This is a genomic window from Pseudoalteromonas sp. BSi20495 (assembly GCF_000241185.1).
In the GTDB taxonomy this organism is placed as follows: Bacteria; Pseudomonadota; Gammaproteobacteria; order Enterobacterales; family Alteromonadaceae; genus Pseudoalteromonas; species Pseudoalteromonas fuliginea.
Genome location: NZ_BADY01000040.1, coordinates 1 through 23,267, shown reverse-complemented (window position 1 = coordinate 23,267; position 23,267 = coordinate 1). Strand labels below are relative to the sequence as shown.

The 23,267-nt window shown below is 40.1% G+C and carries 21 protein-coding genes and 1 tRNA gene; 7 read left to right on the top strand and 15 right to left on the bottom strand.

Going from position 1 to position 23,267, the window contains the following annotated elements; translation table 11 throughout:
- Positions 1–44 precede the first annotated feature (44 nt).
- The 8 genes from P20495_RS14715 to pspA all read right to left on the bottom strand — a co-directional run bounded on the left by P20495_RS14715 (position 45) and on the right by pspA (position 6,656).
- On the bottom strand, positions 45–389 hold the full coding sequence (locus P20495_RS14715; protein WP_002958326.1) for a 4a-hydroxytetrahydrobiopterin dehydratase: 345 nt from the start codon (positions 387–389) through the stop codon (positions 45–47).
- 37 nt (positions 390–426) lie between these two features.
- Entirely contained in the window at positions 427–1,224 is a 798-nt protein-coding gene (gene phhA / locus P20495_RS14720) for a phenylalanine 4-monooxygenase (RefSeq protein WP_008134775.1), read from the bottom strand.
- A 237-nt stretch (positions 1,225–1,461) separates the two neighbouring features.
- Positions 1,462–2,643, bottom strand: coding sequence for a methionine gamma-lyase (megL, locus tag P20495_RS14725; RefSeq protein WP_033015311.1), 1,182 nt, complete (start codon positions 2,641–2,643; stop codon positions 1,462–1,464).
- Between the two features lie 150 nt (positions 2,644–2,793).
- Positions 2,794–3,819, bottom strand: coding sequence for a TIGR01620 family protein (locus P20495_RS14730; RefSeq protein ID WP_008134762.1), 1,026 nt, complete (start codon positions 3,817–3,819; stop codon positions 2,794–2,796).
- A complete protein-coding gene (locus tag P20495_RS14735) occupies positions 3,816–5,234 on the bottom strand; it encodes a YcjX family protein (protein ID WP_008134761.1) in 1,419 nt (472 codons plus the stop codon). Before P20495_RS14735 ends, P20495_RS14730 begins: the two co-directional genes overlap by 4 nt.
- A 63-nt stretch (positions 5,235–5,297) precedes the next feature.
- Positions 5,298–5,699, bottom strand: coding sequence for an envelope stress response membrane protein PspC (gene pspC, locus P20495_RS14740; RefSeq protein ID WP_008134760.1), 402 nt, complete (start codon positions 5,697–5,699; stop codon positions 5,298–5,300).
- A complete protein-coding gene (pspB, locus tag P20495_RS14745; RefSeq protein ID WP_008134759.1) occupies positions 5,696–5,929 on the bottom strand; it encodes an envelope stress response membrane protein PspB in 234 nt (77 codons plus the stop codon). Before pspB ends, pspC begins: the two co-directional genes overlap by 4 nt.
- A gap of 67 nt (positions 5,930–5,996) precedes the next feature.
- Positions 5,997–6,656 (bottom strand): phage shock protein PspA, encoded by a 660-nt coding sequence (gene pspA / locus P20495_RS14750; protein WP_007376832.1) that lies wholly within the window; start codon positions 6,654–6,656, stop codon positions 5,997–5,999.
- A gap of 186 nt (positions 6,657–6,842) precedes the next feature.
- Between pspA and pspF the strand changes: the two genes are divergently transcribed.
- The 7 genes from pspF (at position 6,843) to P20495_RS14785 (ending at position 14,112) form a co-directional block, all read left to right on the top strand.
- A complete protein-coding gene (pspF, locus tag P20495_RS14755; RefSeq protein ID WP_008134758.1) occupies positions 6,843–7,907 on the top strand; it encodes a phage shock protein operon transcriptional activator in 1,065 nt (354 codons plus the stop codon).
- Between the two features lie 15 nt (positions 7,908–7,922).
- Positions 7,923–9,530, top strand: coding sequence for an ABC transporter substrate-binding protein (locus P20495_RS14760; RefSeq protein WP_007376834.1), 1,608 nt, complete (start codon positions 7,923–7,925; stop codon positions 9,528–9,530).
- Positions 9,530–10,564, top strand: a complete 1,035-nt coding sequence (locus tag P20495_RS14765) for an ABC transporter permease subunit (RefSeq protein WP_008134757.1) — start codon at positions 9,530–9,532, stop codon at positions 10,562–10,564. Before P20495_RS14760 ends, P20495_RS14765 begins: the two co-directional genes overlap by 1 nt.
- Positions 10,551–11,444, top strand: coding sequence for an ABC transporter permease subunit (locus tag P20495_RS14770; RefSeq protein WP_007376836.1), 894 nt, complete (start codon positions 10,551–10,553; stop codon positions 11,442–11,444). The genes P20495_RS14765 and P20495_RS14770 overlap by 14 nt, the downstream gene beginning before the upstream one ends.
- Positions 11,445–12,437 carry an oligopeptide/dipeptide ABC transporter ATP-binding protein gene (locus tag P20495_RS14775; protein WP_007376837.1) on the top strand — a complete coding sequence of 331 codons (993 nt, stop codon included), beginning with the start codon at positions 11,445–11,447 and terminating at the stop codon, positions 12,435–12,437.
- Entirely contained in the window at positions 12,437–13,198 is a 762-nt protein-coding gene (locus P20495_RS14780; protein ID WP_007376838.1) for an ATP-binding cassette domain-containing protein, read from the top strand. The genes P20495_RS14775 and P20495_RS14780 overlap by 1 nt, the downstream gene beginning before the upstream one ends.
- Before the next feature lie 422 nt (positions 13,199–13,620).
- The gene (locus P20495_RS14785; protein WP_008134750.1) at positions 13,621–14,112 is read left to right on the top strand and encodes a VOC family protein; all 492 of its coding nucleotides are present in this window, start codon (positions 13,621–13,623) and stop codon (positions 14,110–14,112) included.
- Positions 14,113–14,178: 66 nt separating this feature from the next.
- Here the strand turns inward: P20495_RS14785 and P20495_RS14790 are convergent, their stop codons facing one another.
- The 7 genes from P20495_RS14790 to P20495_RS14820 form a co-directional block, all read right to left on the bottom strand.
- Positions 14,179–16,080, bottom strand: a complete 1,902-nt coding sequence (locus P20495_RS14790) for a SurA N-terminal domain-containing protein (RefSeq protein WP_008134749.1) — start codon at positions 16,078–16,080, stop codon at positions 14,179–14,181.
- 171 nt (positions 16,081–16,251) lie between these two features.
- A complete protein-coding gene (locus P20495_RS14795; RefSeq protein WP_157847577.1) occupies positions 16,252–16,542 on the bottom strand; it encodes an HU family DNA-binding protein in 291 nt (96 codons plus the stop codon).
- A gap of 191 nt (positions 16,543–16,733) precedes the next feature.
- Positions 16,734–19,094 (bottom strand): endopeptidase La, encoded by a 2,361-nt coding sequence (gene lon, locus P20495_RS14800; RefSeq protein WP_008134748.1) that lies wholly within the window; start codon positions 19,092–19,094, stop codon positions 16,734–16,736.
- A 151-nt stretch (positions 19,095–19,245) separates the two neighbouring features.
- Positions 19,246–20,529, bottom strand: a complete 1,284-nt coding sequence (clpX, locus tag P20495_RS14805) for an ATP-dependent protease ATP-binding subunit ClpX (RefSeq protein WP_007376843.1) — start codon at positions 20,527–20,529, stop codon at positions 19,246–19,248.
- Positions 20,530–20,663: 134 nt separating this feature from the next.
- Positions 20,664–21,281 carry an ATP-dependent Clp endopeptidase proteolytic subunit ClpP gene (gene clpP / locus P20495_RS14810; RefSeq protein WP_007376844.1) on the bottom strand — a complete coding sequence of 206 codons (618 nt, stop codon included), beginning with the start codon at positions 21,279–21,281 and terminating at the stop codon, positions 20,664–20,666.
- Between the two features lie 165 nt (positions 21,282–21,446).
- Complete coding sequence (tig, locus tag P20495_RS14815) at positions 21,447–22,751, bottom strand: trigger factor (RefSeq protein ID WP_007376845.1); 1,305 nt, start codon at positions 22,749–22,751, stop codon at positions 21,447–21,449.
- A gap of 377 nt (positions 22,752–23,128) precedes the next feature.
- Positions 23,129–23,205, bottom strand: a tRNA-Pro gene (locus P20495_RS14820).
- Between the last annotated feature and the right edge of the window lie 62 nt (positions 23,206–23,267).

Genomic DNA, 23,267 nt, shown 5'->3' with positions numbered 1-23,267 from the left:
ACTTAATAAATAAGTGCTTTTTTGGTTTTCTCAATTAGTTTTCTTTACAGCGCGTTAAATACGTCGTCTGTTTTAGCTGCGCAAATAAAATCGTTTTTGTGTAGGCCTTTAATTGAATGGCTCCACCATGTAACCGTTACTTTGCCCCACTCGGTTAATAAACCTGGGTGATGGCCTTCGTCTTCTGCCATGTCGCCTACTTTATTGGTAAACGCGATAGCTTGCTTAAAGTTTTTAAATTTATAAACACGCTCAAGCTGCATAATGCCGTCGCGTACTTCTGGTACCCAGTCTGGGATTTTAGTAATTAATTGTGCTAACTCTTCGTCAGATACTTTTGGCGCATCTACATGACAGGCTTCGCATTTTTGTGCACTTAATGAAGACATTCTAAATCCTTACTTTTAGCTTTTTTAGCATTAATGTTTAACTGGCTAATTTTTCTTTTGGTGGAAATTTTGGGTCGTGCAAACCAAGCTCTTTAGCTCGCTCAACCAAAGTCATAATATCCATTTGCGATATATCAAACAGATCATGAATCGAATTTATGGTGTAGTACTGTGGTTGCATAATATCAATACGGTACGGCGTACGCAGTACATCAAGCACGTTCATTGGGCTAATTTCTGGCGTATTTGAGTATACGTACTGAGTCTCCCCTGGGCTTGATAAAATGCCGCCGCCGTAAATACGCAGACCGTCTTCGGTTTGCATTAAACCAAATTCGACTGTAAACCAGTATATACGCGCAAGGTATACACGGTCTTTTTTCTGCGCTGCGTAACCTAATTGCCCGTACTTATGCGTAAACTCGGCAAAGTCAGGATTAGTTAGCATGGCGCAATGGCCAAATATTTCATGAAAAATATCAGGCTCTTGTAGGTAATCAAACTCTTCGCGGCTACGAATAAATGTAGCTACCGGAAACTGCTTGTTTGCCAGTAATCTAAAAAACTCATCAAAGTCGATAAGCGCAGGTACTGGCGCAACTTGCCAACCGGTAGTGGCTAGCAACACTTCGTTTAGCTCGCTTAACTGCGGAATACGGTCGTGCGGCAGGTTAATCTTTTTTAACCCTTGCATGTACTCACTGCAGGCTTTGCCTTCAATGCACGCAAGTTGGCGCGCTACAAGCTCAGACCAAATTTTATTTTCTTCATCACTCCAGTGTATAACACCATTTTCGTCTGGTGTTTTGGATGTGTATTTACTTGCTTTAGCCATAAGTACCTTCTTGGGTGTGAGCCCTAAATCGGTGTCAGTGTGATACTCAAACCTGTTGAATATCGAATGACCCCATACTATGCAAAAGTGAAGGAAAGTTTAATAGATAGGCTAACATCAGTATTTAGCGTGATCACTTAGATCGTAAAGTTAAAATTACACCAATGGCACATTAAAAATACAGACCTTTAAATAAAGGCCTGCAGCTTACTTTTAAGTGTATACAATTAAATACGCCTAACCAATTTTAGTAAAAGCTTGGTCTAAATCACTAATAATGTCGTTAACATCTTCAAGCCCAACCGAGAGTCTGATCAGCCCATCACTTATTCCAGCGGCAGCTCGCTCCTCTGGCGTATAAGGCGAGTGAGTCATAGATGCAGGATGCTGAATCAGTGTTTCAGCGTCGCCGAGGCTTACTGCAAGTGTACAAAGTTTCATACTATCAATAAATTGTGCGCCATCTTGTAGCGTGCCTTTTATTTCAAACGCAATAACACCACCAGCGGCTTTCATTTGGTTACCAATAAACCTATAACCTGGGTGCGATTTAAGCCCCGGGTAATATACGGTGCTTACTTGTGGGTGCGCTTCTAGATATTGCGCTATTGTTTGTGCGCTTTGACAATGGCGCTCTATTCTAATAGCGAGTGTTTTTAGGCCTCGATTAATTAGCCATGCATCGTGCGGGCTTATGGTTGCACCAATGTCTTTTAGTACGGTCATTTTAATGTGTGTTATGTGCTCAAGCGATCCACATACAATACCGGCGACTACGTCTCCGTGGCCGTTTAAGTACTTGGTCGCACTGTGCATTATTATATCGATGCCATATTTTTTGGGTGATTGCAGTAGCGGCGTTAAAAAGGTGTTGTCGACCACACTAATTAAGTTGTGCTCTTTAGCAACTGCGCCAATGAGTGCCAAATCAATAACCGCCATAGTGGGGTTGATTGGCGTTTCTACAAATATCATTTTTGAATTAGGTTTGATGGCAGCGCGTAGTTCGTCCTCATTAGTCATATCAACAAAGGTGACTTCGATTCCCCAGCGCGGCAACATGTGCGAGAAAAACGCAAAGGTACAACCATACAAAGCACTTGAGGCAACAAGGTGATCTCCTTGCGATAAAAAGCTCAGTACTGAGGCAGATACGGCCCCCATACCTGTTGCGGTTGCAGCAGCTGCTTCACAGCTCTCTAGTTGAGCAACTTTTTGTTCAAGCTCTGTGGTTGTAGGGTTTCCTAAGCGCGTATAAATATAGCCAGGTTCGTCGCCTGCAAAACGCGCAGCACCTTGTGCGGCATTTTCAAAATGAAAGGTAGAGGTTTGATACAAAGGAGAAGTGAGTGCGCCGTGCGGGTCGTTTGCTTTTTGTGGTCCGTGAATACACTGGGTGTTTATATGATGCTTGCTCATTGTAGGCTCATTTTTTTGATTATTATGTTTTTGCGATTCAACAATCAAAACGTATGCGCTTACAAACAGCAAGCATGCCGGATGCTCAGATGGCTATTTGTGTAAAAACCGTGCAGCGCACGTTTGTACACAAATATTGCCACTGCTAATCTAGTGTGTTGGTTCCGCCTTTTTACGGCTCATAATTTTACCTGCGATGCTTTGCACTGTGCCTTTTAGTAAGCTGCGTTTGTTTTCAAGCCGTGGTAATGGGCGACTAAGCTCCATTGCTTTGTAACCAATACGCGCTGTAAAAATACCGGCGCTGACACCTTGCGCTGCCCGCCCCGAAAGCTTACCTAAAAGCTCAGCACTTAGTGCAGTTGCAGCAAGGTCAGATACAAGCTCAGCACTGCCTACAAACATTACTTGTTTTATCAGCATACGGTATAACTTTATACGGCTCGCGTAGCCAAAACCAATGCCGTAAATTTTACCAATTTGTTCTATTAACTTAGTACCGCGCCAAAGCACAGCCATCATATCCACCAGCGCAAGTGGGCTTAGGGCAACTAGCAGTGCAGATTCAGTCGCAAACCGATTTATAAGCTTTTTAGCTTTGGTGTCTTGGGTTATTAATAAACTGTTGGCGTACAGCGTCATTATTTCTTTGTCGCTGTGATGCATCGCTACTTGGTTTTTAAAGGTTTCAAAGTTATCAAGCTCCTGATGTTTATTAAGCTTTTCGAGCCAAGGTAATGCACCGCCTACTTGCTCGCTGTTTAAAAGCCTGTCGGCTTCAACTCGGTGCAGTTGGTTACGCTTTAAACTGCGCAGCATTCGGTACTCTCGCCACAATAAGCGCCCAATTAGCAGCACGCCACTTACAACTGCGGTTAAATAAACACTGCCTAAAATAATTGACTGCTCGAAAGCAAATACCAACGAGTACGCAAATTCTAAAAGCACCAGTACTATAAAACTAATAGCAAAAACACCTTTGAGCGTTTGCCACTTTGACTTTTTGTACACAGGCTCCAGATCTATTTCTGGCTCTAGTGCTTCATCTTCAAGTTCTTCGTAATCACTTTGTCCGTGCTGAATAATTTTTGCAGGTGCTAAAACGGGTTCGTTTTGCTCAATGCTTTGCGTATCAATACGACGCCCTGCTTGAAATGGTTGGTTTGACTCACTCATGTTAATTTGTCTCCTAGCAGGTACTGCATGACATGATCTAATCGAATATGTTTTAGTTGTTTATCGGGGCTCGGCATTGGAGAGAACGATAAAAATTCAAATCCCTGTGCTGGCCACTCATTTTTATTAAGCATCCGCGAGGGAGGTTGCGGCGGTAAATACGTAAGCCAATCAGGTTCGTGTAATGGTTTGCCATAAATGCAGTCAAGCGTTTGGCCTTTGTCGGTAACTTGGCGCGGCTGCGTTGCTGTAATTGACGACATAGCCATGGTTTCTATTTTTACACCATCAAACTTTAAATGATTACTTTGCTCATGCACGAGCGAATCAAGTAGCAGTGCTAAATCTTTATGGTACTTAGCACTTATATGATCTGATTTATTAGCTGCAAATAATATTTTGTCTATGTTGGGCTTAAATAAACGTTTAAAAAAGCCCGACTCGCCATAGTTAAAGTGTGCGAGTAATTGGTTTATTACACTGCTTTGCTCTTGGAGTGTTTCGTGCCCTTCGTTTAACGCACTAAGTACATCTACAAGTACAATTTGGCGATCGAAGTGCCTAAAATGCTCATTATAAAATGGTTTTACAACTTCTTTTATATAGGCGTTAAAACGCTTAGTTAAATGCGCTAAATTAGAACCCGCAACGACATCGTCACTATTTACTTTACCCGATACCGGAAAAAACAATAACAATGGCGCACCTTGTAAGTCGCCAGGCATAAGCATGCGCCCAGGTTGCAACATGGCAAGTTTGGTGTCTTTTTTAAGCCCGACTAACATGCTTTGATAAAGCTGAGCAATATGAGCAAGTGCGTTTTCATCAACGGGAGCGTTTAAGTCAAGTTGCTCTACGGCCGCTAAAAAATCACTTGATGTGTTTACGCGCGAAGGCTGAGTTAATAACGGGTATTGCTGCTCGCACCATTGAGAATAGCTTTGCTCAAGCATAGGTAAATCAAGGAGCCATTCACCCGGGTAGTCAATAATATCTAAATAAAGCGTTGATTGCGGCGAAAAGTGGCCGCGCAGCCCTGCATTACTTTGATACTTTATTGCCAAGCGCAGCGTATTAATCCGCTCAGTTGATGCCGGCCATGTAGGCATCCCATCGCTTGGTAATAATGAATTTAGCGCACGCGTATAATTAAACGTAGGGACTTTTAACGCCTCTTGCGGCACAACTTTAGTGGCCACATGGCGGTGCTCGCGCATTACATCAAAAAAAGGTAAGTTTTTATCGTCAGCTTGGGTTGTTAAGTGTTTAACAAGCGCGGTAATAAAGGCTGTTTTACCACTACCACTTAGGCCAGTTACGGCAAGTTTTACGTGTTGATCTAAACTGCGATGAAGGGCTTTTTGTGCTTTGCCTTTAATACTTTTAAAGGTCTTTTTTGCAAATGATTGGCTCATAAAGTGTCTTGCACCTAATTTGCCGTAATTTATCACGCTGCAAATAAGGTGCTATTAAATCCTTTAAAGTTTGTTAATTTCACGGCTCACCGTAAACTCGCTTGAAGTTACATGGCGCTCCATATCTTGAAGGCGAGTATCTACACGCGTTAAACGCTCTTTTAAATCTTGCAATGCGCGGCGCGGTGGCTCGCCTTTTTGCCATACTTTAAATTTTACTTCTAGCGGATCGTCAGTTTTAGTTGAGCTTTTTGTTTGCGCCGCTGCGGGCTCTTTTTTATCTAAAATGAACCAGGCTGCAATATACGCTACCACAAATAATGGGCCACCCGTTAGCAGTACCGCACTAACAAATATAATGCGAACTAACCATAACTCCATATTAAAGTAGTCACTTAATCCCGCACATACACCGGCTACTTTACCGCGTTGAGGGTCTCTTAATAATTCGCGTTTGGCACTCATACTTTGCGTCTCCATTGTGGTGACTCTTGATCAAGCAATGCTTCAAGTGTTTCTAATCGTTCAGCCATTTTTTCAGCTTTGTGTGCAAGCTCAAGTAATTGGCGATGTTCGTGTTCACTTAAACCTTGGTTTACTTGTTTTTTGCTGCGGTAGTGTAAAATTAGCCACAGCGGAGCAACAAAAATCATAAACAAAATAAATGGTGCAACTAATATCTCTGGATCAAACATAATCCTCTCCTGACAATCCGTTTTGATGTTTTTAAGCAGTGGGGCACTTTAAGTGCCCCTTTATAAATTATTTATCAGCTAACTTCTTTTTAAGTTCGGCTAGCTCATCATCTATCTTTTCATTTTTTTGTAGATTAGCAATTTCATCCGCTAACGTCTTTTTACCTAAATCGTACGACTCAATTTGAGATTCTAGTCCATCAATTTTGGTTTCGTAACGTTCAAAGCGGTTAAGTGCTTCTTCTACTTTTGAGCTATCAAGTGTCTTTTTCACTTCAAGGCGCGACTCAGCCGAACGTTGGCGAAGTATAATCGCTTTTTGACGAGATTTAGCATCTGCTAGCTTTTCTTGTAGCGTCGTTACTTCTTGCTGTAATTTCTCAATATGAGACTCTACATGTTCAAGCTCACTCGCTACTGAAGCAACTGCATCTGCCGACTTTTGCTTTTCAAGTAAGGCTGAACGCGCTAAATCGTCGCGGTCTTTACTTAAAGCCAGTTCGGCTTTATCTTGCCAATCACTTACCTGCGCTTTAAGTGTATCTAAGCGGCGTACAATTTCTTTTTTCTCAGCCAATGTTTTAGCTGATGTAGAACGTACTTCAACAAGCGTATCTTCCATTTCTTGAATAATCAGACGAACCATTTTTTCTGGGTCTTCTGCTTTATCTAAAATGGCGTTGATATTAGAATTAACAATATCTGCAAAACGTGAAAAAATTCCCATAACATTTACCTCTGTAATTAAAACTTAGTTAGTCTGCTATAACTAGTATCAATATGCTTGCCAACTTTTTAAAAGTTAAAATACACTTTATTTTCATTACGTTAAACTAAATATACAAATTTCTTTAGTTATCCCTAATTATGAAATACACTAACTGTTAGTAAAAATGACTAAGAGTTAGGAAATATGAGCCAATATCGCCAACAGGATAATTTACTCGGCCAATCAGATAGCTTTCTGTCTGTATTAGATCAGGTATCGCAACTGGCTAATTTAGATAAACCGGTACTTATTATTGGTGAACGCGGCACAGGTAAAGAGCTAATAGCAGCACGCTTACACTTTTTATCAAAACGCTGGGATCAAAACTACGTAAAGCTTAACTGTGCAGCGCTTAACGAGAACCTACTCGAAAGTGAATTATTTGGCCACGAAAGCGGTGCTTTTACGGGGGCAAGCAAACGCCACGAAGGTCGTTTTGAACGCGCTAACAGCGGCACACTGTTTTTAGATGAATTAGCTAATACCTCAGCTATGGTACAAGAAAAACTGCTGCGCGTTATAGAATACGGTGAGTTTGAACGTGTTGGCGGCAAGCAAACTGTAAAAGTAGATACCCGCTTAGTGTGTGCGACAAACGAAGATCTTCCTTATTTGGCCGAGCAAGGTGAATTTAGAAGTGATTTACTCGATCGCCTTGCCTTTGATGTAATTACCCTGCCACCACTGCGCGAACGCCAAGACGATATTATGCTTCTTGCTGAGCAGTTTGCGATGAATATGGCGCGCGATTTAGAGTGGGAACTGTTTAGCGGTTTTACCCGAAGCGCAACAGAAACACTGCTTAGTTATGATTGGCCCGGCAATATTCGTGAACTTAAAAATGTGGTTGAACGTAGTTTGTATCGCCATGGCAGTGAACATATCCCCGTTCACCAGATTATTTTAGACCCATTCGATAGCCCATTTAGACCAAAAGCGCGCATTAAAGCACCTATAGCGGCCCAAACTGTTAATGTCGAGCCTATTGTTGTTGCGCCGCCGATTGCTCAAGCAAGCAGTAATACAGCCGTTGATATTCAATTTCCGTGTAGTTTAAAAGAGCGTTCAAACGACTTTGAAATAAACATGATTAATAAAGCACTCGAACATAGCCAATTTAATCAAAAGAAAACTGCAGAAGTACTTGGTTTAACGTATCATCAATTACGTGGTTATCTTAAAAAATACAATTTGTTGGATCAACAATAGTTAGAGGTTATGCGGGTGCATAAATTATTACTTACTTTACTAGCGGTCACCTTAGTAGGTTGCATTGATAACAAAGAAGAAATCATAGAAGAAAAAAACCAAGGCTTAGTTTATTGCGCTGAAGCTAACCCTGTGTCGTTTAATCCACAAGTTACGACCACCGGTTCTACTATTGATATTATTGCCAACCAGCTATACGACCGCCTAATTAGCATTGACCCTGTTACGGCAGAGTTTCAAAGTGAGCTGGCAACCGATTGGAAAATAAGTAAAGACGGTAAATCTATTACCTTCACATTGCGCAAAGGTGTGAAATTTCATACAACCGCTTATTTTACCCCTACTCGGGATTTTAACGCCGACGACGTTATATTTACCTTTAGCCGACTATTCGATGTCTATAATCCATATCACTTTGTGGGCGATGCCAATTACCCGTATTTTCAAAGTGTGGGGATTGATCAACTTATTCGTAAAATTGTGCGTGTTACTGATCATCAAGTTCGTTTTGAATTGTTTAATCCTGAAAGCAGCTTTTTAGCTAATATGGCCACCGACTTTGCCGTGGTGCTTTCAGAAGAATACGCCATGAAACTTAAGAAAAATAATCAAGAAAACTTATTTGATCAGTACCCTATTGGCACCGGCCCATATATTTATAAAGAATATCGCCGAGATCACCTCGTACGCTTTTACCGAAACCCACTTTATTGGAAGCACCACGTCGCACTTGAACAATTGGTTTACGACATAACGCCTAACGGCACTACGCGTATAGCAAAAATGCTGACTAAAGAGTGCGATGTAACGGCTCATCCAAGTAGTGCGCAATTGAGTATTTTAGCGCAACGCGACGATATAAACGTTGAAAAAGAAACAAATTTAAATATTGGTTACTGGGCTTTTAATACGGAGCGCGCCCCGTTTGACGACTTACGTGTACGCCAAGCACTTGCTCACGCCATTGATATCGATAAAATTATGCAAGCTGTATATTATGGTAATGGTACACGTGCACAATCTATTTTACCGCCAACCTCATGGGCATTTGAGCCACAAGCAAACATGCCAAGTTTTGATCCAGAACTTGCTAAAAAGTTATTAATTGAAGCTGGGTTACCAGATGGTTTTGATATGACTATTTGGGCGATGCCCGTAAGCCGTATTTATAACCCGAATGCGCGAAAAATGGCAGAACTAATGCAAAGTGACTTACGTAAAATAGGCGTTAATGTCAGTATTGTAGAGTATGAATGGAATACGTTTATTCAACGTATTGGCGAGCACAGGCATGATAGTGTATTGCTTGGTTGGGCCGCTGATACACCTGATCCGGATAACTTTTTTAGCCCTCTTTTAAGTTGCACTGCAACCTTTACCGGTAAAAATCCTGCTAACTGGTGCAATCCGCAATTTGATTTATTACTTACAAAAGCGCTCGATACGACTGATTTAAACATGCGAAAAAAATACTACGATGATGCACAAAGCTTAATTGTCGATGAGTTACCATTGCTGCCTATTGCACATGGCTTACGTTTTCAAGCCAGTAGCGCAGACGTTGAAGGTATAACGCTTGGCCCATTTGGTGCAATTTCACTAGCTAATGCGAGGAAAAAATAATGATCTTAGATTATATTTTACGTCGTTTAGGTTTATTGCTTTTTATGACCCTAATGCTGAGTGTTTTTACATTTTCAATTAGTTATTTGTTCCCAGGCGATCCATTAAGTAATTTAAGTGGTGTACCAAGTAGTAACTTTGCTCAACACAGTGAGCTTGAAGATAAATATTTATATAACAGTAACTATTTTGTGCAATATATAGCCTTTTTAGGACGAATATTCCAAGGCGATTGGGGGCTTTCTTTTGCATCAGGTGACAATGTATTTAGCCATATTGTTGATTTATTACCCGCTACACTGGAACTAAGTGTTTATGCATTAATTGTATCGATTTTCGTTGGCGTACCCGCTGGCATTTTAGGTTCTGCGTACTATAAACGTTGGCCTGATAAACTTATAAATTCAACCACTATGGTTGGTTATTCCATGCCCGTATTTTGGTTAGCACTATTGCTTATTATGGTTTTTTCTCTCAAACTGGGCTGGTTTCCGATGTCGGGAAGAATGGGGTTACTTTATGAGATCCCCGCCAATACAGGCTTTATTTTAATTGATATTGCATTAGCTGGATTTCCATATAAAGGAATGGCATTTTTAGACGCCCTGCGCCATTTAACACTACCCACAATTGTGCTCGCCATGTATCCGACCACTGTATTAGTGCGCTTTACTCGTGAGTCTATGCTTAAAGTTATGGACCAAAGTTTTATTAAAACCGCAAGGGCTAAAGGCCTTAACCGCAGACAACTTATAATTCATCATGCACTGCGTAATGCGCTATTACCGGTAATTAAACAAATTGGTTTGCAATTTAGTACGCTAATAACGCTTGCGATGATTACTGAAGTTATTTTTTCGTGGCCCGGCATTGGCCGCTGGCTTATCGATAGTATTTATCAACGCGATTATCCAGCTATACAAGGCGGCTTAATGGCAGTGTCACTATTTGTTATATTAGCCACTATTATTGCAGAGCTTACTTATACGCTATTCGATCCACTCTCGCGGAATCAAGCCCATGGCAAAGTTTAATATATTTTCTGAAGAGTCGAATAAATCGCCACTTGCACGATTTTGGCGTAAATTTAAAAATAATCACCCTGCGTTAGTTGGCTTGTGGATATTTGTAGCATTTGCTTTACTTGCCGCCAGTGCTCCACTTTTAGCACCGTACGGTGTTAACCAACAGCATAGTGATGCATTACTTATTCCGCCTTCGTGGCGGGAAATGGGTGATGTACGCTTTATTTTAGGTACTGATGACTTAGGTCGCGATGTACTTTCGCGTTTAATGAATGGTGCAACTTACACATTTGGCCTCTCTGTTGTCGCCGCGCTTATTACAACTATTATTGGTGTATTAGTAGGTACATTTGCAGGTATCAGCCGAGGTATTCGCTCAAGTTTTTTAAATCACTTACTTGATATAACGCTCTCTATACCTTCTTTGTTACTGGCTATTATTATCATAGCAATTTTAGGCCCAGGCTTAATGAACACGGTATGGGCAATTATTTTAGCGCTATTACCACAATTTATTCATTCAATCAGAAACCTAATTGTTGATGAACTAAACAAAGATTATATTACCGCGTTTAGGCTCGATGGTGCGTCTAACTGGCATATTATATCACGCGGTATCTTTCCTAATATTTATGAGCACATTGTAGTTATATTTACGATGGCGCTCTCCACTGCAATTTTAGATATTTCTGCATTAGGTTTTTTAAAGCTTGGTGCTCAGCCACCTACCACTGAATGGGGAGCTATTTTAGCCGAAAATTTAGGGCTAATTTATTTGGCACCATGGACTGTTGCGCTGCCAGGCGTACTGTTATTTTTAGCTGTGTTATCGACTAATTTAGTAGGCGATGGCCTGCGACAAGTGTTAAAAGCACGTAAGGCTGATTAAATGCAATTACTTGATGTTCGAAATTTAACCATTGAGCTGCGTACCTCAGAAACGATAATTAGAGCCGTTGACAAGGTAAGCTTTAGCTTAAAAGAAGGCGAAGTACATGCCCTTGTAGGTGAGTCTGGTTCTGGTAAAAGCTTAATTGCAAAAGCAATTGTGGGTGTACTAAACGAACGCTGGAATATTACTGCCGACCGTATGCATTGGCGTGGTGTTGATTTAATGCGCTTAACACCCGAGCAACGCCGTAAAACGGTAAGCCAAGATATTGCCATGATCTATCAAGACCCTAGCCGTTGTCTTGACCCTACAGCAAAAATGTTTGATCAAATAGCCGAAACCTTGCCTGAAAACCCAACAAAGGGGTTTTTCTTAAAACGTAACCGCGAGCGAAAAGACAGAGTAAAAGCGCTTATTCATAAAGTGGGCATTAAAAATCATGAAGCCGTGCTGGATAGCTATCCACATGAGCTCTCAGAAGGCGTATGTCAAAAAGTAATGATTGCAATGGCCATAGCCCGCACACCAAAGCTTTTAATCGCTGATGAGCCCACTACAGCACTAGAAAGTACCACTCGCGCACAGGTATTTAGGTTGTTGAAAAGTTTAAACCAGCTAAAAAACATGTCGATTTTGATGATTTCTCACGAATTAGAAGAAATTGCACATTGGTCACATGGGATCCATGTTTTATATTGCGGGCAAATGGTTGAAGCTGGCCCAACTCACAAAATTTTTAGTCAGCCTCGCCACCCTTATACACAAGCTTTATTAAAAAGCCTACCTGATTACGAACAAGGCCTAGCTCATAAAGAGCCTTTTTACGCATTAAAAGGCACCATACCTACATTACAGCATTTACCGATAGGTTGCCGATTAGGGCCACGCTGCCCACAGGCTCAAAAAGCCTGCGTAGTTACACCTAAGCTTACAAAGCACAACGGGCACAGCTACGCGTGTCATTTCCCGCTGATTAAGGATATGAGATAATGCAACCAGTATTGAAAGTACAAGCTTTGTCTAAAACATTTAATATTCGTGCAGGCTTATTTAGTCGTAAAAAATTTGCGGTACTTAAAAATATTTCATTTTGCATTGGCAAAGGTGAAACTATTGCTGTTATAGGCGAAACGGGAGCGGGTAAAAGCACACTTGCCAAACTGCTTTCAGGCGCTGACAGCGCAGACTGCGGACAGATCTTATTAGAAGGCAATATTATTGAAGATAACGGTATTCGTGATAATCAGTGTCGCTATATTCGTATGATTTTTCAAGATTCAGCGGCCTCTCTTAATCCAGGTTTAACCATTGGTGATACGCTTGATGACTGCCTACAATACAATACTGACTTTGATAAAGCTGAACGGACTGAAAAAATTAGCGCTACGCTGTCAAAAGTTGGATTATTAGTCGATCACCAACATTACTATCCACACATGTTTAGTGTGGGGCAATTACAGCGCGTAGCACTTGCTCGTGCGTTAATTTTAGATCCAAAGGTTGTTGTACTTGATGAGGCACTATCATCACTAGACCCTTCTGTTCGTGCACAAATAGTTAATCTACTTCTCAAATTACAACAAGAGACAGGCCTGACATATGTGATGATCACTCATCATTTAAGCTTAGTTCGTCATATTAGCGACCAAGTTCTTGTACTTGATAAGGGAGAAGTCGTTGAATATGGCGCCACTGAAGTTGTTTTCCAAACACCTCAATCGAAAATCACCCAACGTTTATTAAGCTGTTAAAACAGCATTTTTTTCGTATCTAACCTGAACTCTGGTTAAGAGATTTACTATCATATTGAATCATGGTGATATTTAAATTTAATTTATCTAGCCAGAAATTTCCAGTGAAAACAAGGCGAATTTACGCGTCAATAGCTGCTCGAGATAGATTTATTATCCAGCGTTCAGGTTATCTATTCTGCTTTGTAATATAACCTCGTTTATTAAGGTCTCTTGTTAAATACACTGCATTTAACAGTTATACCTATTCGCTTAATTAAGTGATCTATTTTGAAGTAAGAAAATCGTGTCGATAACAAAGCAAATATTTCGTTATTTAGTTGTTCTATATCAGAAATTTTTAACGCTGTTAACGCCAGATTTAATCACTCAAACTGATTAAGTATTATTGCGAATTGGTATTAATACTACAAAGAGGATTTATGTTAAAAAAGACACTACTCGCTAGCATTTCATCGCTATTACTTTTATCAACAACGGTTATCGCCGATGTAGCACCTAGTTCAAATGTTAAAAACTGGGTTGGCGGAGTTGACCACTTAGGATTAACCGTGTCAGACCTTGATGCGTCTAAAGTTTTTTTTACTGACGTACTTGGTTTTAAAGTGCTCGGGAGTGACCCAAGTTACCCAGCTTACTTTTTGTCAAACGATAAAATAACGATTACGTTGTGGCGTGTTAAAAATGATGAAAAACGTGTGGAGTTTAATCGAGCAGAAAATGTGGGGTTACACCACTTAGCACTCAGTGTTGAGAGTATTGAAAAGTTAGCGCAGCTACACGATCATTTAAAAACGCAAAATAATATTAAAATAGAGTTTGCACCCGAAAATCTAGGTAAAGGTCCAACAAAACACATGATGATTAGAGAGCCTAGCGGTAATCGCATAGAGTTTATTGCAAGAGGCAAATAATACCAACTATATTGAAGACAATAAAAAAGGCGCTTTAAAAGCGCCTTTTTTTATGAGCTAAATTAATTACTCAACGGGTTGTGCAACCGTTGGTAAGTTAAGCTCAGCATTCGCTTTTAACGCTTCAATAAATACCATGTAGTTTTTATTAGCTTGCGCCATAGTGATACTTTGCTTTGCTTGTGGGTCAATATTAGCTGTAACTTGTGCATCTGTTACCGACTTAAGTGCAACAATTGCAGCATCACCATTATTTAAATCAACTACTTCAAACACTGCAGAACCTACAGGATGAGCCATTTTAAATGCTTTAGTTACAATTGCTGGCGAAACAGTATAGCTTTGACGTGTTAATTGCGCTTCTTGGCGAAGTGTTAAGCTTTGCTCATTGGCTACATCACTTAAACTCTTACCTGCTTTTACTTCTGCAAATAAACTACGTGCTTTATCTTTAGCAAGCTCAGATGATTTTTCATTAACTAAACGTGCTTTAATTTGCTCGCTTACTTCACTTAGTGGCTTAGTGGCAGCTGGTTTGTGTTCATTTACACGAACAATAATCGCATGCTCATCGCCAAGCTCAATAACTTCAGAGTTAACTTTATCTTCCAGTAAATCAACTGACGATAACGCAGCAATTACAGAGGGCGTATTTAACGGCTCTGGTAATGCGTTAATTGCTAAAAGCGGCGTTGATTTAATCTCTACCTCTGCAACTTCGGCAGCATCGTCTAAGCGATCTGAAATTTCAAATGCTAGTGCACCCATTTCAGTTTGCTTTTCGTAAAAGGCATCTATTTTTTCAGCTTGTTCAAGCTCCGCACGTAAATCAGCTTTAACATCATCATATGCTTTAACTTGTTGCGGCTGAATATCAGTAAGTTTAATTATGTGGTAACCAAACTCTGATGCTACAACCTCTGAAAAGTCACCTTTATTTTTAAGCGCAAATGTCGCGTCTTCAAATGCAGGGTCCATTACATCGCGTTCAATCCATTCAAGGTCGCCGCCCATTTCACCACTAACAATATCATCAGATGATGACTCTGCTAATTCAGCAAAATCTGCACCTTGCTCTAATTGTGCGTGCAGTGCATTGGCTTTTTCTTTTGCTGCATCATCGTCTTCGCTGTTATCGATTAAGATATGTGAAACACGGCGTTTTTCTGGCTCAACGTATTGTGCCTTATTTTGATCGTAATACGCTTTAACATCATCTTCAGTAACTGACTCAACCGTAATATCTGTGGCTTTAAGCTCAATATAATTAACTGAGATAAGTTCTGGCGATAAAAACTGTGATGCATTTAGCTCGTAGTAATCAGATACTTCTTGCTCTGATACTTCAACACTTGCTGCTAGCGCTTCTTTGTTTACAACTAAGTAATCAATGCTGCGCGTTTGCTGCTGTAGAGAAATAGAGCTTTTAAGCTCGCTCTCAAGAGCAAAGTCAGTACCGGCTACGGCAGTAACAAGTTGACTGCGCGTCATATCTTTACGAAGGTATTCACGAAATGCATCTGGTTGAAAATTCATTTGACGAATAACTTGTAGGTAACGGTCGTTATTAAACTGCTCACCTACTTGAAAATACGGTAATTCTAAGATTGTTTTACGTACACTTTCGTCGCTTACGCGAAGGCCTAAATCAGCCGCTAGCTGTGATTGCAATTCTTGTTGTACTAAGCGGTCAACTACACCTTGACGTATTTGTGCCATGTAATTTGGATCTGCAGAAATTTGTGCAAAATATTCACCAAATTGTTGTTCTAATCGACTACGCTCATTTTGGAACGCACGATTAAATTCAGTTTGGCTAATTTTAATTCCATTTACTTCAGCAACAGGTTGTTCCGTGGTTTGACCTAGGTAACTACCAATCCCAGCTAAAGCAAAAGATAAAATCACCGCGCCTAAAATTATTTTGGCTACAGGTCCTTGTGAACCTTCTCTGATTTTCTCAAGCATTTGTTTATCTCTTTTTGATCAAGGTTTTTACCTTGTCACATGTAAAAAAAGCGTATCTTACCAGATACGCTTTTTCACTTGAAGTAATTGGCGGTAAAGTTACTTAATTCATCATTTAGATTGATTAAGTAAATTTACATTCGCCATAACTAAACTGTATGAAAACAGTGATTAGTTTACTGCGTCTTTAAGCGCTTTACCGGCTTTAAAAGCAGGAATATTTGCAGCAGCAATTTGAATAGCTTCACCAGTTTGCGGGTTACGACCTGCACGTGCAGCACGTTCACGTACTGAGAAAGTACCAAAGCCAACAAGTGCAACTGAGTCACCATCTTTTAGCGCACCAGATACAGATTCGATGAATGAATCTAGAGCACGACCTGCAGCCGCTTTAGAAATGTCAGCATCAGCTGCGATTTGATCGATCAATTGAGATTTATTCACAATATCATCCTCTTTCATTGTTATTATCAAGAGCGATGGTTTTTTAAACTAACATCACTTTTTTGAAAATTTTAGAGCAAACTAATTATGCTCACATGATTATATTTTTCTTAAGCCTAGGCCCCGTAAGGGCTAGGCTTGAAAACCAGTGCTTAACTTATCATATCGTTTAGATTTGAAAAGCCCTAAAAAGCACTTTTTTCGGTTTTTTACTGTTTTTTTGGTGTTTCGACTGAAAAACTCTCAACCGGATGCACTAAAGCCAGTTTTAAAACTTCGTCAATCCATGTAACTGGGTGAATATCTAAGCCCGCCAGCACATTGTCTGGGATCTCTTTTAAATCACGTTCATTAATTTTTGGAATGATGACTGTTTTAATTCCACCACGATGCGCCGCGAGTAATTTTTCTTTTAAACCACCAATTGGTAATACTTCACCACGTAGTGTAATTTCGCCGGTCATTGCAACATCCGCACGTACAGGGTTACCCGTTAAACTAGACACTAAACCAGTCACCATAGCAGCACCTGCGCTCGGACCATCTTTAGGTGTTGCACCTTCAGGCACATGCACGTGAATATCACGTTTTTCATAAAAGTCGCTATTAATACGAAATGTATCTGCACGATTACGCACGACCGTCATGGCCGCTTGAATCGACTCTTGCATTACATCGCCCAGTGAACCTGTATAAGTAAGCTTACCTTTACCTGGTACCGCTGCGCATTCAATAGTAAGTAAGTCACCGCCTACTTCAGTCCATGCAAGACCAGTTACTTGGCCAATACGGTCGCCATCTTCCGCTTTACCGTAATCGAAACGCTGTACACCTAAAAAGTCTTCTAGGTTATCTTGATTGATAGTCACGGTTTTAGTGTCTTTTTCAATTAAGATATTTTTAACCGCTTTACGACATAGTTTTGAAATTTCACGCTCAAGATTACGTACACCCGCTTCACGTGTGTAGTAGCGAATAATGCCAATAATTGCACTATCAGCAATCTCAATCTCATGCTCTTTCAGGCCATTACGTTTCACTTGTTTAGTAATTAAGTGCTCTTTTGCGATGTTTAGTTTTTCATCTTCGGTGTAACCCGATAAACGAATAACTTCCATACGATCCAGTAATGGACCAGGAATGTTAAAGCTGTTTGATGTCGCTACAAACATAACGTCAGATAAATCGTAATCTACTTCAAGGTAATGATCGGCAAAATGGCTGTTTTGTTCAGGATCAAGCACTTCTAATAGCGCTGATGCTGGGTCGCCACGCATGTCTGATGACATTTTATCGATTTCATCTAGCAAGAATAATGGATTTTTAACACCCACTTTAGTCATGTTTTGAATTAACTTACCTGGCATTGAACCAATATAAGTACGGCGATGGCCACGAATTTCAGCTTCATCACGCACACCGCCTAGCGCCATACGGATATATTTACGACCTGTAGAGCGTGCGATAGATTGCCCAAGTGATGTTTTACCCACACCCGGAGGGCCAACTAAACATAAGATTGGACCTTTTAGTTTATTAGTACGCTGTTGCACCGCAAGGTACTCCAGAATACGTTCTTTAACTTTATCAAGGCCATGGTGATCACTATCAAGAATTTTTTGCGCGCCTGCTAAATCTTTTTTAACTTTAGATCGCTTTTTCCACGGCACATTAATTAATGTATCTATGTATGAACGCACTACGGTCGCTTCTGCTGACATTGGCGACATCATTTTAAGTTTATTAAGCTCTGTGGTCGCTTTATCTTGTGCTTCTGTTGGCATACCAGACTCTTCAATGCGCTTTTTAAGTGCTTCAAATTCATCAGGTACATCATCAAGTTCACCCAGCTCTTTTTGGATGGCTTTCATTTGCTCATTTAGATAATACTCACGCTGAGATTTTTCCATCTGCTTTTTAACGCGAGTACGAATCTTTTTCTCAACTTGCAGTAAGTCTATCTCGCCTTCCATAAGCGCCATTAAATATTCAAGACGCTCTGTAACGCTTGAAATTTCTAGCACTTTTTGCTTTTCAGGTACCTTTAATGGCATATGAGCAGCCATTGTATCGGCTAGCCGCGCAGGATCATCAATACCAGAAACTGACGTTAGTACTTCTGGTGGGATTTTTTTATTTAGCTTTACATAGCCTTCAAATTGGCTAATTGCGCTGCGAATAAATACATCTTGCTCTTGCTCATCAATTAAGTCAGATTCAATAAATTGAGCATTAGCAACAAAAAAGTCTTCGCTATCAACGAAGTCTTCAATTTGTGCACGTTGCGTCCCTTCTACTAAAACTTTAACGGTGCCGTCTGGTAACTTTAATAACTGAAGTACAGTAGCAATAGTACCAATACGATAAATATCATCTTGTTCTGGCTCATCTACAGTTGCATCTTTTTGTGCAACTAAGAAAATTTGTTTATCTTTGTCCATTGCCGCTTCAAGGCATTTTATTGATTTTTCACGGCCTACAAAAAGCGGGATCACCATGTGTGGATACACCACAACATCGCGCAGTGCTAGCACTGGGATTTCGACTCGGTCGGTTCTCTCAAGCGTCATTATAATTTCTCTTCGCACTTCATTTATTTTAAAGATTACTCAAGTATATGGGGATAACCTAATTAAAGTTCAACAATTTTCCCATACTCGATTAAATTAATTATAAAAAAAGGAGCCTAAGGCTCCTTTTTTCATTCAAATAGCTTAAAAACTATTCTGATGCAGCTTTATCTTGTTTATTATTTTCATAAATCAAGATTGGGTCAGATTCACCTTTAATAACGGTTTCATCAATAACCACTTTACTTACATCATCCATTGAAGGAAGCTCGTACATTGTATCAAGCAATACACCTTCAACGATTGAACGAAGACCACGCGCACCTGTTTTACGCTCCATTGCTTTGTGGGCAATTGCAGCTAAGGCATCATCGCGGAACTCAAGTTCAACGTCTTCCATGCCAAACAACACTGAAAACTGTTTAGTAATCGCGTTTTTAGGCTCACTCAAGATTTGTACAAGTGCTGCTTCATCAAGCTCAGTTAACGTTGCAACTACTGGCAAACGCCCTATAAATTCAGGGATTAAGCCGTATTTAACTAAATCTTCTGGTTCTACGTCTTTAAATGTTTCACTTAAAGAACGACTCGCCGCAGATTCTTTTACGCTAACGCCAAAACCGATACCGGTATTTTTATGACTACGTTGTTCAATTACTTTATCTAAACCTGAAAACGCACCACCACAAATAAATAAGATTTTAGATGTATCTACTTGTAAAAACTCTTGCTGTGGATGTTTACGACCACCTTGCGGTGGAACTGAGGCAATTGTACCTTCGATCAGTTTAAGTAGCGCCTGTTGAACGCCCTCACCCGATACGTCACGCGTAATTGATGGGTTATCTGATTTACGAGAAATCTTGTCAATTTCATCGATGTATACAATACCACGTTGTGCTTTTTCAACATCGTAATCGCACTTTTGTAAAAGCTTTTGAATGATGTTTTCAACATCTTCACCTACATAACCCGCTTCGGTTAATGTAGTGGCATCGGCCATAGTAAACGGCACATCAAGTAGACGCGCTAACGTTTCTGCAAGTAATGTTTTACCACTACCAGTTGGGCCGATAAGCAAAATATTACTTTTACTTAATTCAATATCTTGCTTAGTCGATTGATTGCGCAGTCGTTTATAGTGGTTATAAACTGCAACAGACAATACTTTTTTAGCATGATCTTGACCAATAACATAATCGTCTAAGTGTTTACGAATTTCTTTTGGTACAGGTAGTTTATCAGACGTGTCATGCTTAGGAGCAATGTCTTTAATTTCTTCCCTGATAATATCGTTACACAACTCTACACATTCATCACAAACGTATACTGATGGGCCTGCAATTAATTTACGTACTTCATGCTGGCTTTTGCCGCAAAAAGAGCAGTATAACAATTTATTACTTTTGTCGCCGTCTGTAGGAGTGTCAGACATTCAGCTACCTCATTTTATTACGTTGGCCACCAAAACTGTTGGTGGCTATTTCAATACGCTTTAACTATACCAAAATTTATTGGTTTTCGCATAGTAACTCTAAGTGGCAAGCAGATAACCTGCTCACCAAGCGCTTACTTTTTATCGCGATTTGTAAACACTGAATCAACCAAGCCGTAATCTACAGCCTGCGAAGCACTCATAAAGTTATCACGATCAGTATCTTTGGAAATCACATCTAACGGTTGGCCTGTATGCTCAGCCATTAAGCGATTTAGTTTGTCTTTAATAGACAGAATTTCTTTCGCATGAATTTCAAAGTCAGATGCTTGACCTTGGAAACCACCTAATGGTTGGTGAATCATCACGCGTGAGTTAGGTAGGCAAAAACGCTTACCTTTAGCACCAGCAGTAAGTAAAAAAGCACCCATGCTTGCAGCCTGACCTACACATATTGTACTTACATCAGGTTTGATGAAGTTCATAGTGTCATATATAGCCATACCTGCAGTTACTGAGCCACCTGGTGAGTTAATGTATAAAAAGATATCTTTATCAGGGTTTTCTGATTCTAAAAATAGCATTTGCGCTAAAATCAGATTTGCCATGTTGTCTTCAACTTGACCTGTTAAAAAGATAATACGCTCTTTTAATAATCTCGAATAAATATCATACGAGCGCTCGCCTTTAGGTGTTTGTTCAACAACCATAGGGACCAATGCATTTAGGGGATCTGTAATACCAGTATTCATACTTATTTAATTCCTTATGCGCTTATACTTATCCTTACTATAAGAAAAGCATAATTATCGTTTTTCGCAAATTAAAGGCCAAAAACTAAAATGGCCCGGGCACGCTGTATAAACAGAGTAGCACGAGCCATTTAATCGTTAGCGAGAGCTTAAGTCAATGACTTATTAAGCACCTTGCTGTGGATTCATGATGTCATCAAATGCTTTTTCAACGTCAGTTACAACTGCTTTAGCTAAAATAGCTTCAACAGCTTGCTCTTCCATTGCTACATTACGCATTTGCTGCATAAGTTGATCATTTGCTTTGTAGTATTCTACTACTTCAGTTGGATCTTCGTATGCAGAAGCAACTGTTGCGATTAATGCTTCAACTTTAGCATCATCAACTTTAATCTCGTTAGCTTTGATCACTTCACCTAATAAAAGGCCAGTTTTAACACGTGTTACAGCTTGCTCATGGAACAATTCAGCTGGAAGCTCAGGCATATTTTTAGCATCACCACCAAAACGTTGAGCCGCTTGCTGACGTAGTGCATCAACTTCTTGATCAACAAGCGCTTTAGGCACTTCAATTTCGTTGTTAGCTAAAAGACCTTTGATTGCTTGGTCTTTAACACTTGCTTTAACCGCTTGGTCTAGCTCACGTGTCATGTTCTTTTTAACTTCTTCTTTAAGCGCGTCTACGCCACCTTCGGTAACACCGAATTTAGTTGCAAACTCTTCGCTTAATTCTGGTAATTCTTGCGCTTCAACTTTTTTCACTGTGATAGTGAATTGAGCCGCTTTACCTTTTAAGTTTTCAGCGTGGTAATCATCAGGGAACGTCACATCAGCAACTACTTCTTCGCCTGCTTTTTTACCTACGATGTTATCTTCAAAACCTGGGATCATACGACCTTGACCAAGTTCTAATGGGAAGTCTTCAGCTTTGCCGCCTTCAAATACTTCACCGTCGATAGTACCTACGAAATCAACTGTTACACGGTCGTTTTCGCCAGCAGCTGCATCAACATCAGCCCACGCTGCATGTTGCTTACGAAGTGTTTCTAGCATGTTAGCTAAATCTTCGTCAGTTACTGTTACCGCTGGTTTCTCAACAGTAATCTTATCTAAACCTTGAACTTCAACTTCAGGGTAAACTTCAAACGTTGCTGAAAACTCTAAATCTTTACCTGCTTCAAGTGATTTAGGAGCGAATGTAGGCGCGCCAGCTGGATTGATTTTTTCAGAAACGATTGCTTCGTAAAAATTACGTTGCATTACTTCGCCAGCAACTTCTTGACGAACTGCAGGGCCAAAACGCTTGTTAATTACAGATACTGGAACTTTACCAGCACGGAAACCATCTATACGCTGTGTTTTTGACAGTTGTTGTAGGCGTTTTTTTACTTCGGTCTCAACGTTCTCTGAAGGAACGGTGATAGTTATACGGCGCTCAAGGCCTTGGGTCGTCTCAACAGAAACTTGCATGATTTACCTCAATATTCAATTTTGGCGATTGTTCGCCTTCCTTACAAACAAAGTGATCTGCATGAGTCTTGATAAAGTTTAAGCGGTTTTTCACACTTAAAAGCATCCGTCGCTACCATGAGATACCATTGCTGCTTTGCCCTTCGGGCACTATGTTAAACAATAGACGCGGCATTATAACCTAATATTTATGATAGTCGAGTATAGGGCGCAATTATTTGGACTAGATATGGGACTATAGAAGCTAACTGAATAAAAAACAGACTAACTAAGCGTTAGATAAAATGAAATACAAATTATTTAATATAATTATAGGTTAACGTGTATTGATTTATAATATTAGAGGATTTTATTTACTAATCTTACTAGATAAGAAATGGTCGGCGATGCAGGATTTGAACCTGCGACCCCTTGGACCCAAACCAAGTGCGCTACCAAACTGCGCTAATCGCCGACATTGAAGAATTAACTTCTTTTTCATACTGAACACTTAAACTGAGAGCTTAAGACCATTTT

Excerpts from the sequence above, each read along its gene's own strand:
- P20495_RS14715 (WP_002958326.1), bottom strand. The coding sequence starts at position 389 with ATGTCTTCATTAAGTGCACAAAAATGCGAAGCCTGTCATGTAGATGCG.
- phhA (WP_008134775.1), bottom strand. The coding sequence starts at position 1,224 with ATGGCTAAAGCAAGTAAATACACATCCAAAACACCAGACGAAAATGGT.
- megL (WP_033015311.1), bottom strand. The coding sequence starts at position 2,643 with ATGAGCAAGCATCATATAAACACCCAGTGTATTCACGGACCACAAAAA.
- P20495_RS14730 (WP_008134762.1), bottom strand. The coding sequence starts at position 3,819 with ATGAGTGAGTCAAACCAACCATTTCAAGCAGGGCGTCGTATTGATACG.
- P20495_RS14735 (WP_008134761.1), bottom strand. The coding sequence starts at position 5,234 with ATGAGCCAATCATTTGCAAAAAAGACCTTTAAAAGTATTAAAGGCAAA.
- pspC (WP_008134760.1), bottom strand. The coding sequence starts at position 5,699 with ATGAGTGCCAAACGCGAATTATTAAGAGACCCTCAACGCGGTAAAGTA.
- pspB (WP_008134759.1), bottom strand. The coding sequence starts at position 5,929 with ATGTTTGATCCAGAGATATTAGTTGCACCATTTATTTTGTTTATGATT.
- pspA (WP_007376832.1), bottom strand. The coding sequence starts at position 6,656 with ATGGGAATTTTTTCACGTTTTGCAGATATTGTTAATTCTAATATCAAC.
- pspF (WP_008134758.1), top strand. The coding sequence starts at position 6,843 with ATGAGCCAATATCGCCAACAGGATAATTTACTCGGCCAATCAGATAGC.
- P20495_RS14765 (WP_008134757.1), top strand. The coding sequence starts at position 9,530 with ATGATCTTAGATTATATTTTACGTCGTTTAGGTTTATTGCTTTTTATG.
- P20495_RS14770 (WP_007376836.1), top strand. The coding sequence starts at position 10,551 with ATGGCAAAGTTTAATATATTTTCTGAAGAGTCGAATAAATCGCCACTT.
- P20495_RS14775 (WP_007376837.1), top strand. The coding sequence starts at position 11,445 with ATGCAATTACTTGATGTTCGAAATTTAACCATTGAGCTGCGTACCTCA.
- P20495_RS14780 (WP_007376838.1), top strand. The coding sequence starts at position 12,437 with ATGCAACCAGTATTGAAAGTACAAGCTTTGTCTAAAACATTTAATATT.
- P20495_RS14785 (WP_008134750.1), top strand. The coding sequence starts at position 13,621 with ATGTTAAAAAAGACACTACTCGCTAGCATTTCATCGCTATTACTTTTA.
- P20495_RS14790 (WP_008134749.1), bottom strand. The coding sequence starts at position 16,080 with ATGCTTGAGAAAATCAGAGAAGGTTCACAAGGACCTGTAGCCAAAATA.
- P20495_RS14795 (WP_157847577.1), bottom strand. The coding sequence starts at position 16,542 with ATGAAAGAGGATGATATTGTGAATAAATCTCAATTGATCGATCAAATC.
- lon (WP_008134748.1), bottom strand. The coding sequence starts at position 19,094 with ATGACGCTTGAGAGAACCGACCGAGTCGAAATCCCAGTGCTAGCACTG.
- clpX (WP_007376843.1), bottom strand. The coding sequence starts at position 20,529 with ATGTCTGACACTCCTACAGACGGCGACAAAAGTAATAAATTGTTATAC.
- clpP (WP_007376844.1), bottom strand. The coding sequence starts at position 21,281 with ATGAATACTGGTATTACAGATCCCCTAAATGCATTGGTCCCTATGGTT.
- tig (WP_007376845.1), bottom strand. The coding sequence starts at position 22,751 with ATGCAAGTTTCTGTTGAGACGACCCAAGGCCTTGAGCGCCGTATAACT.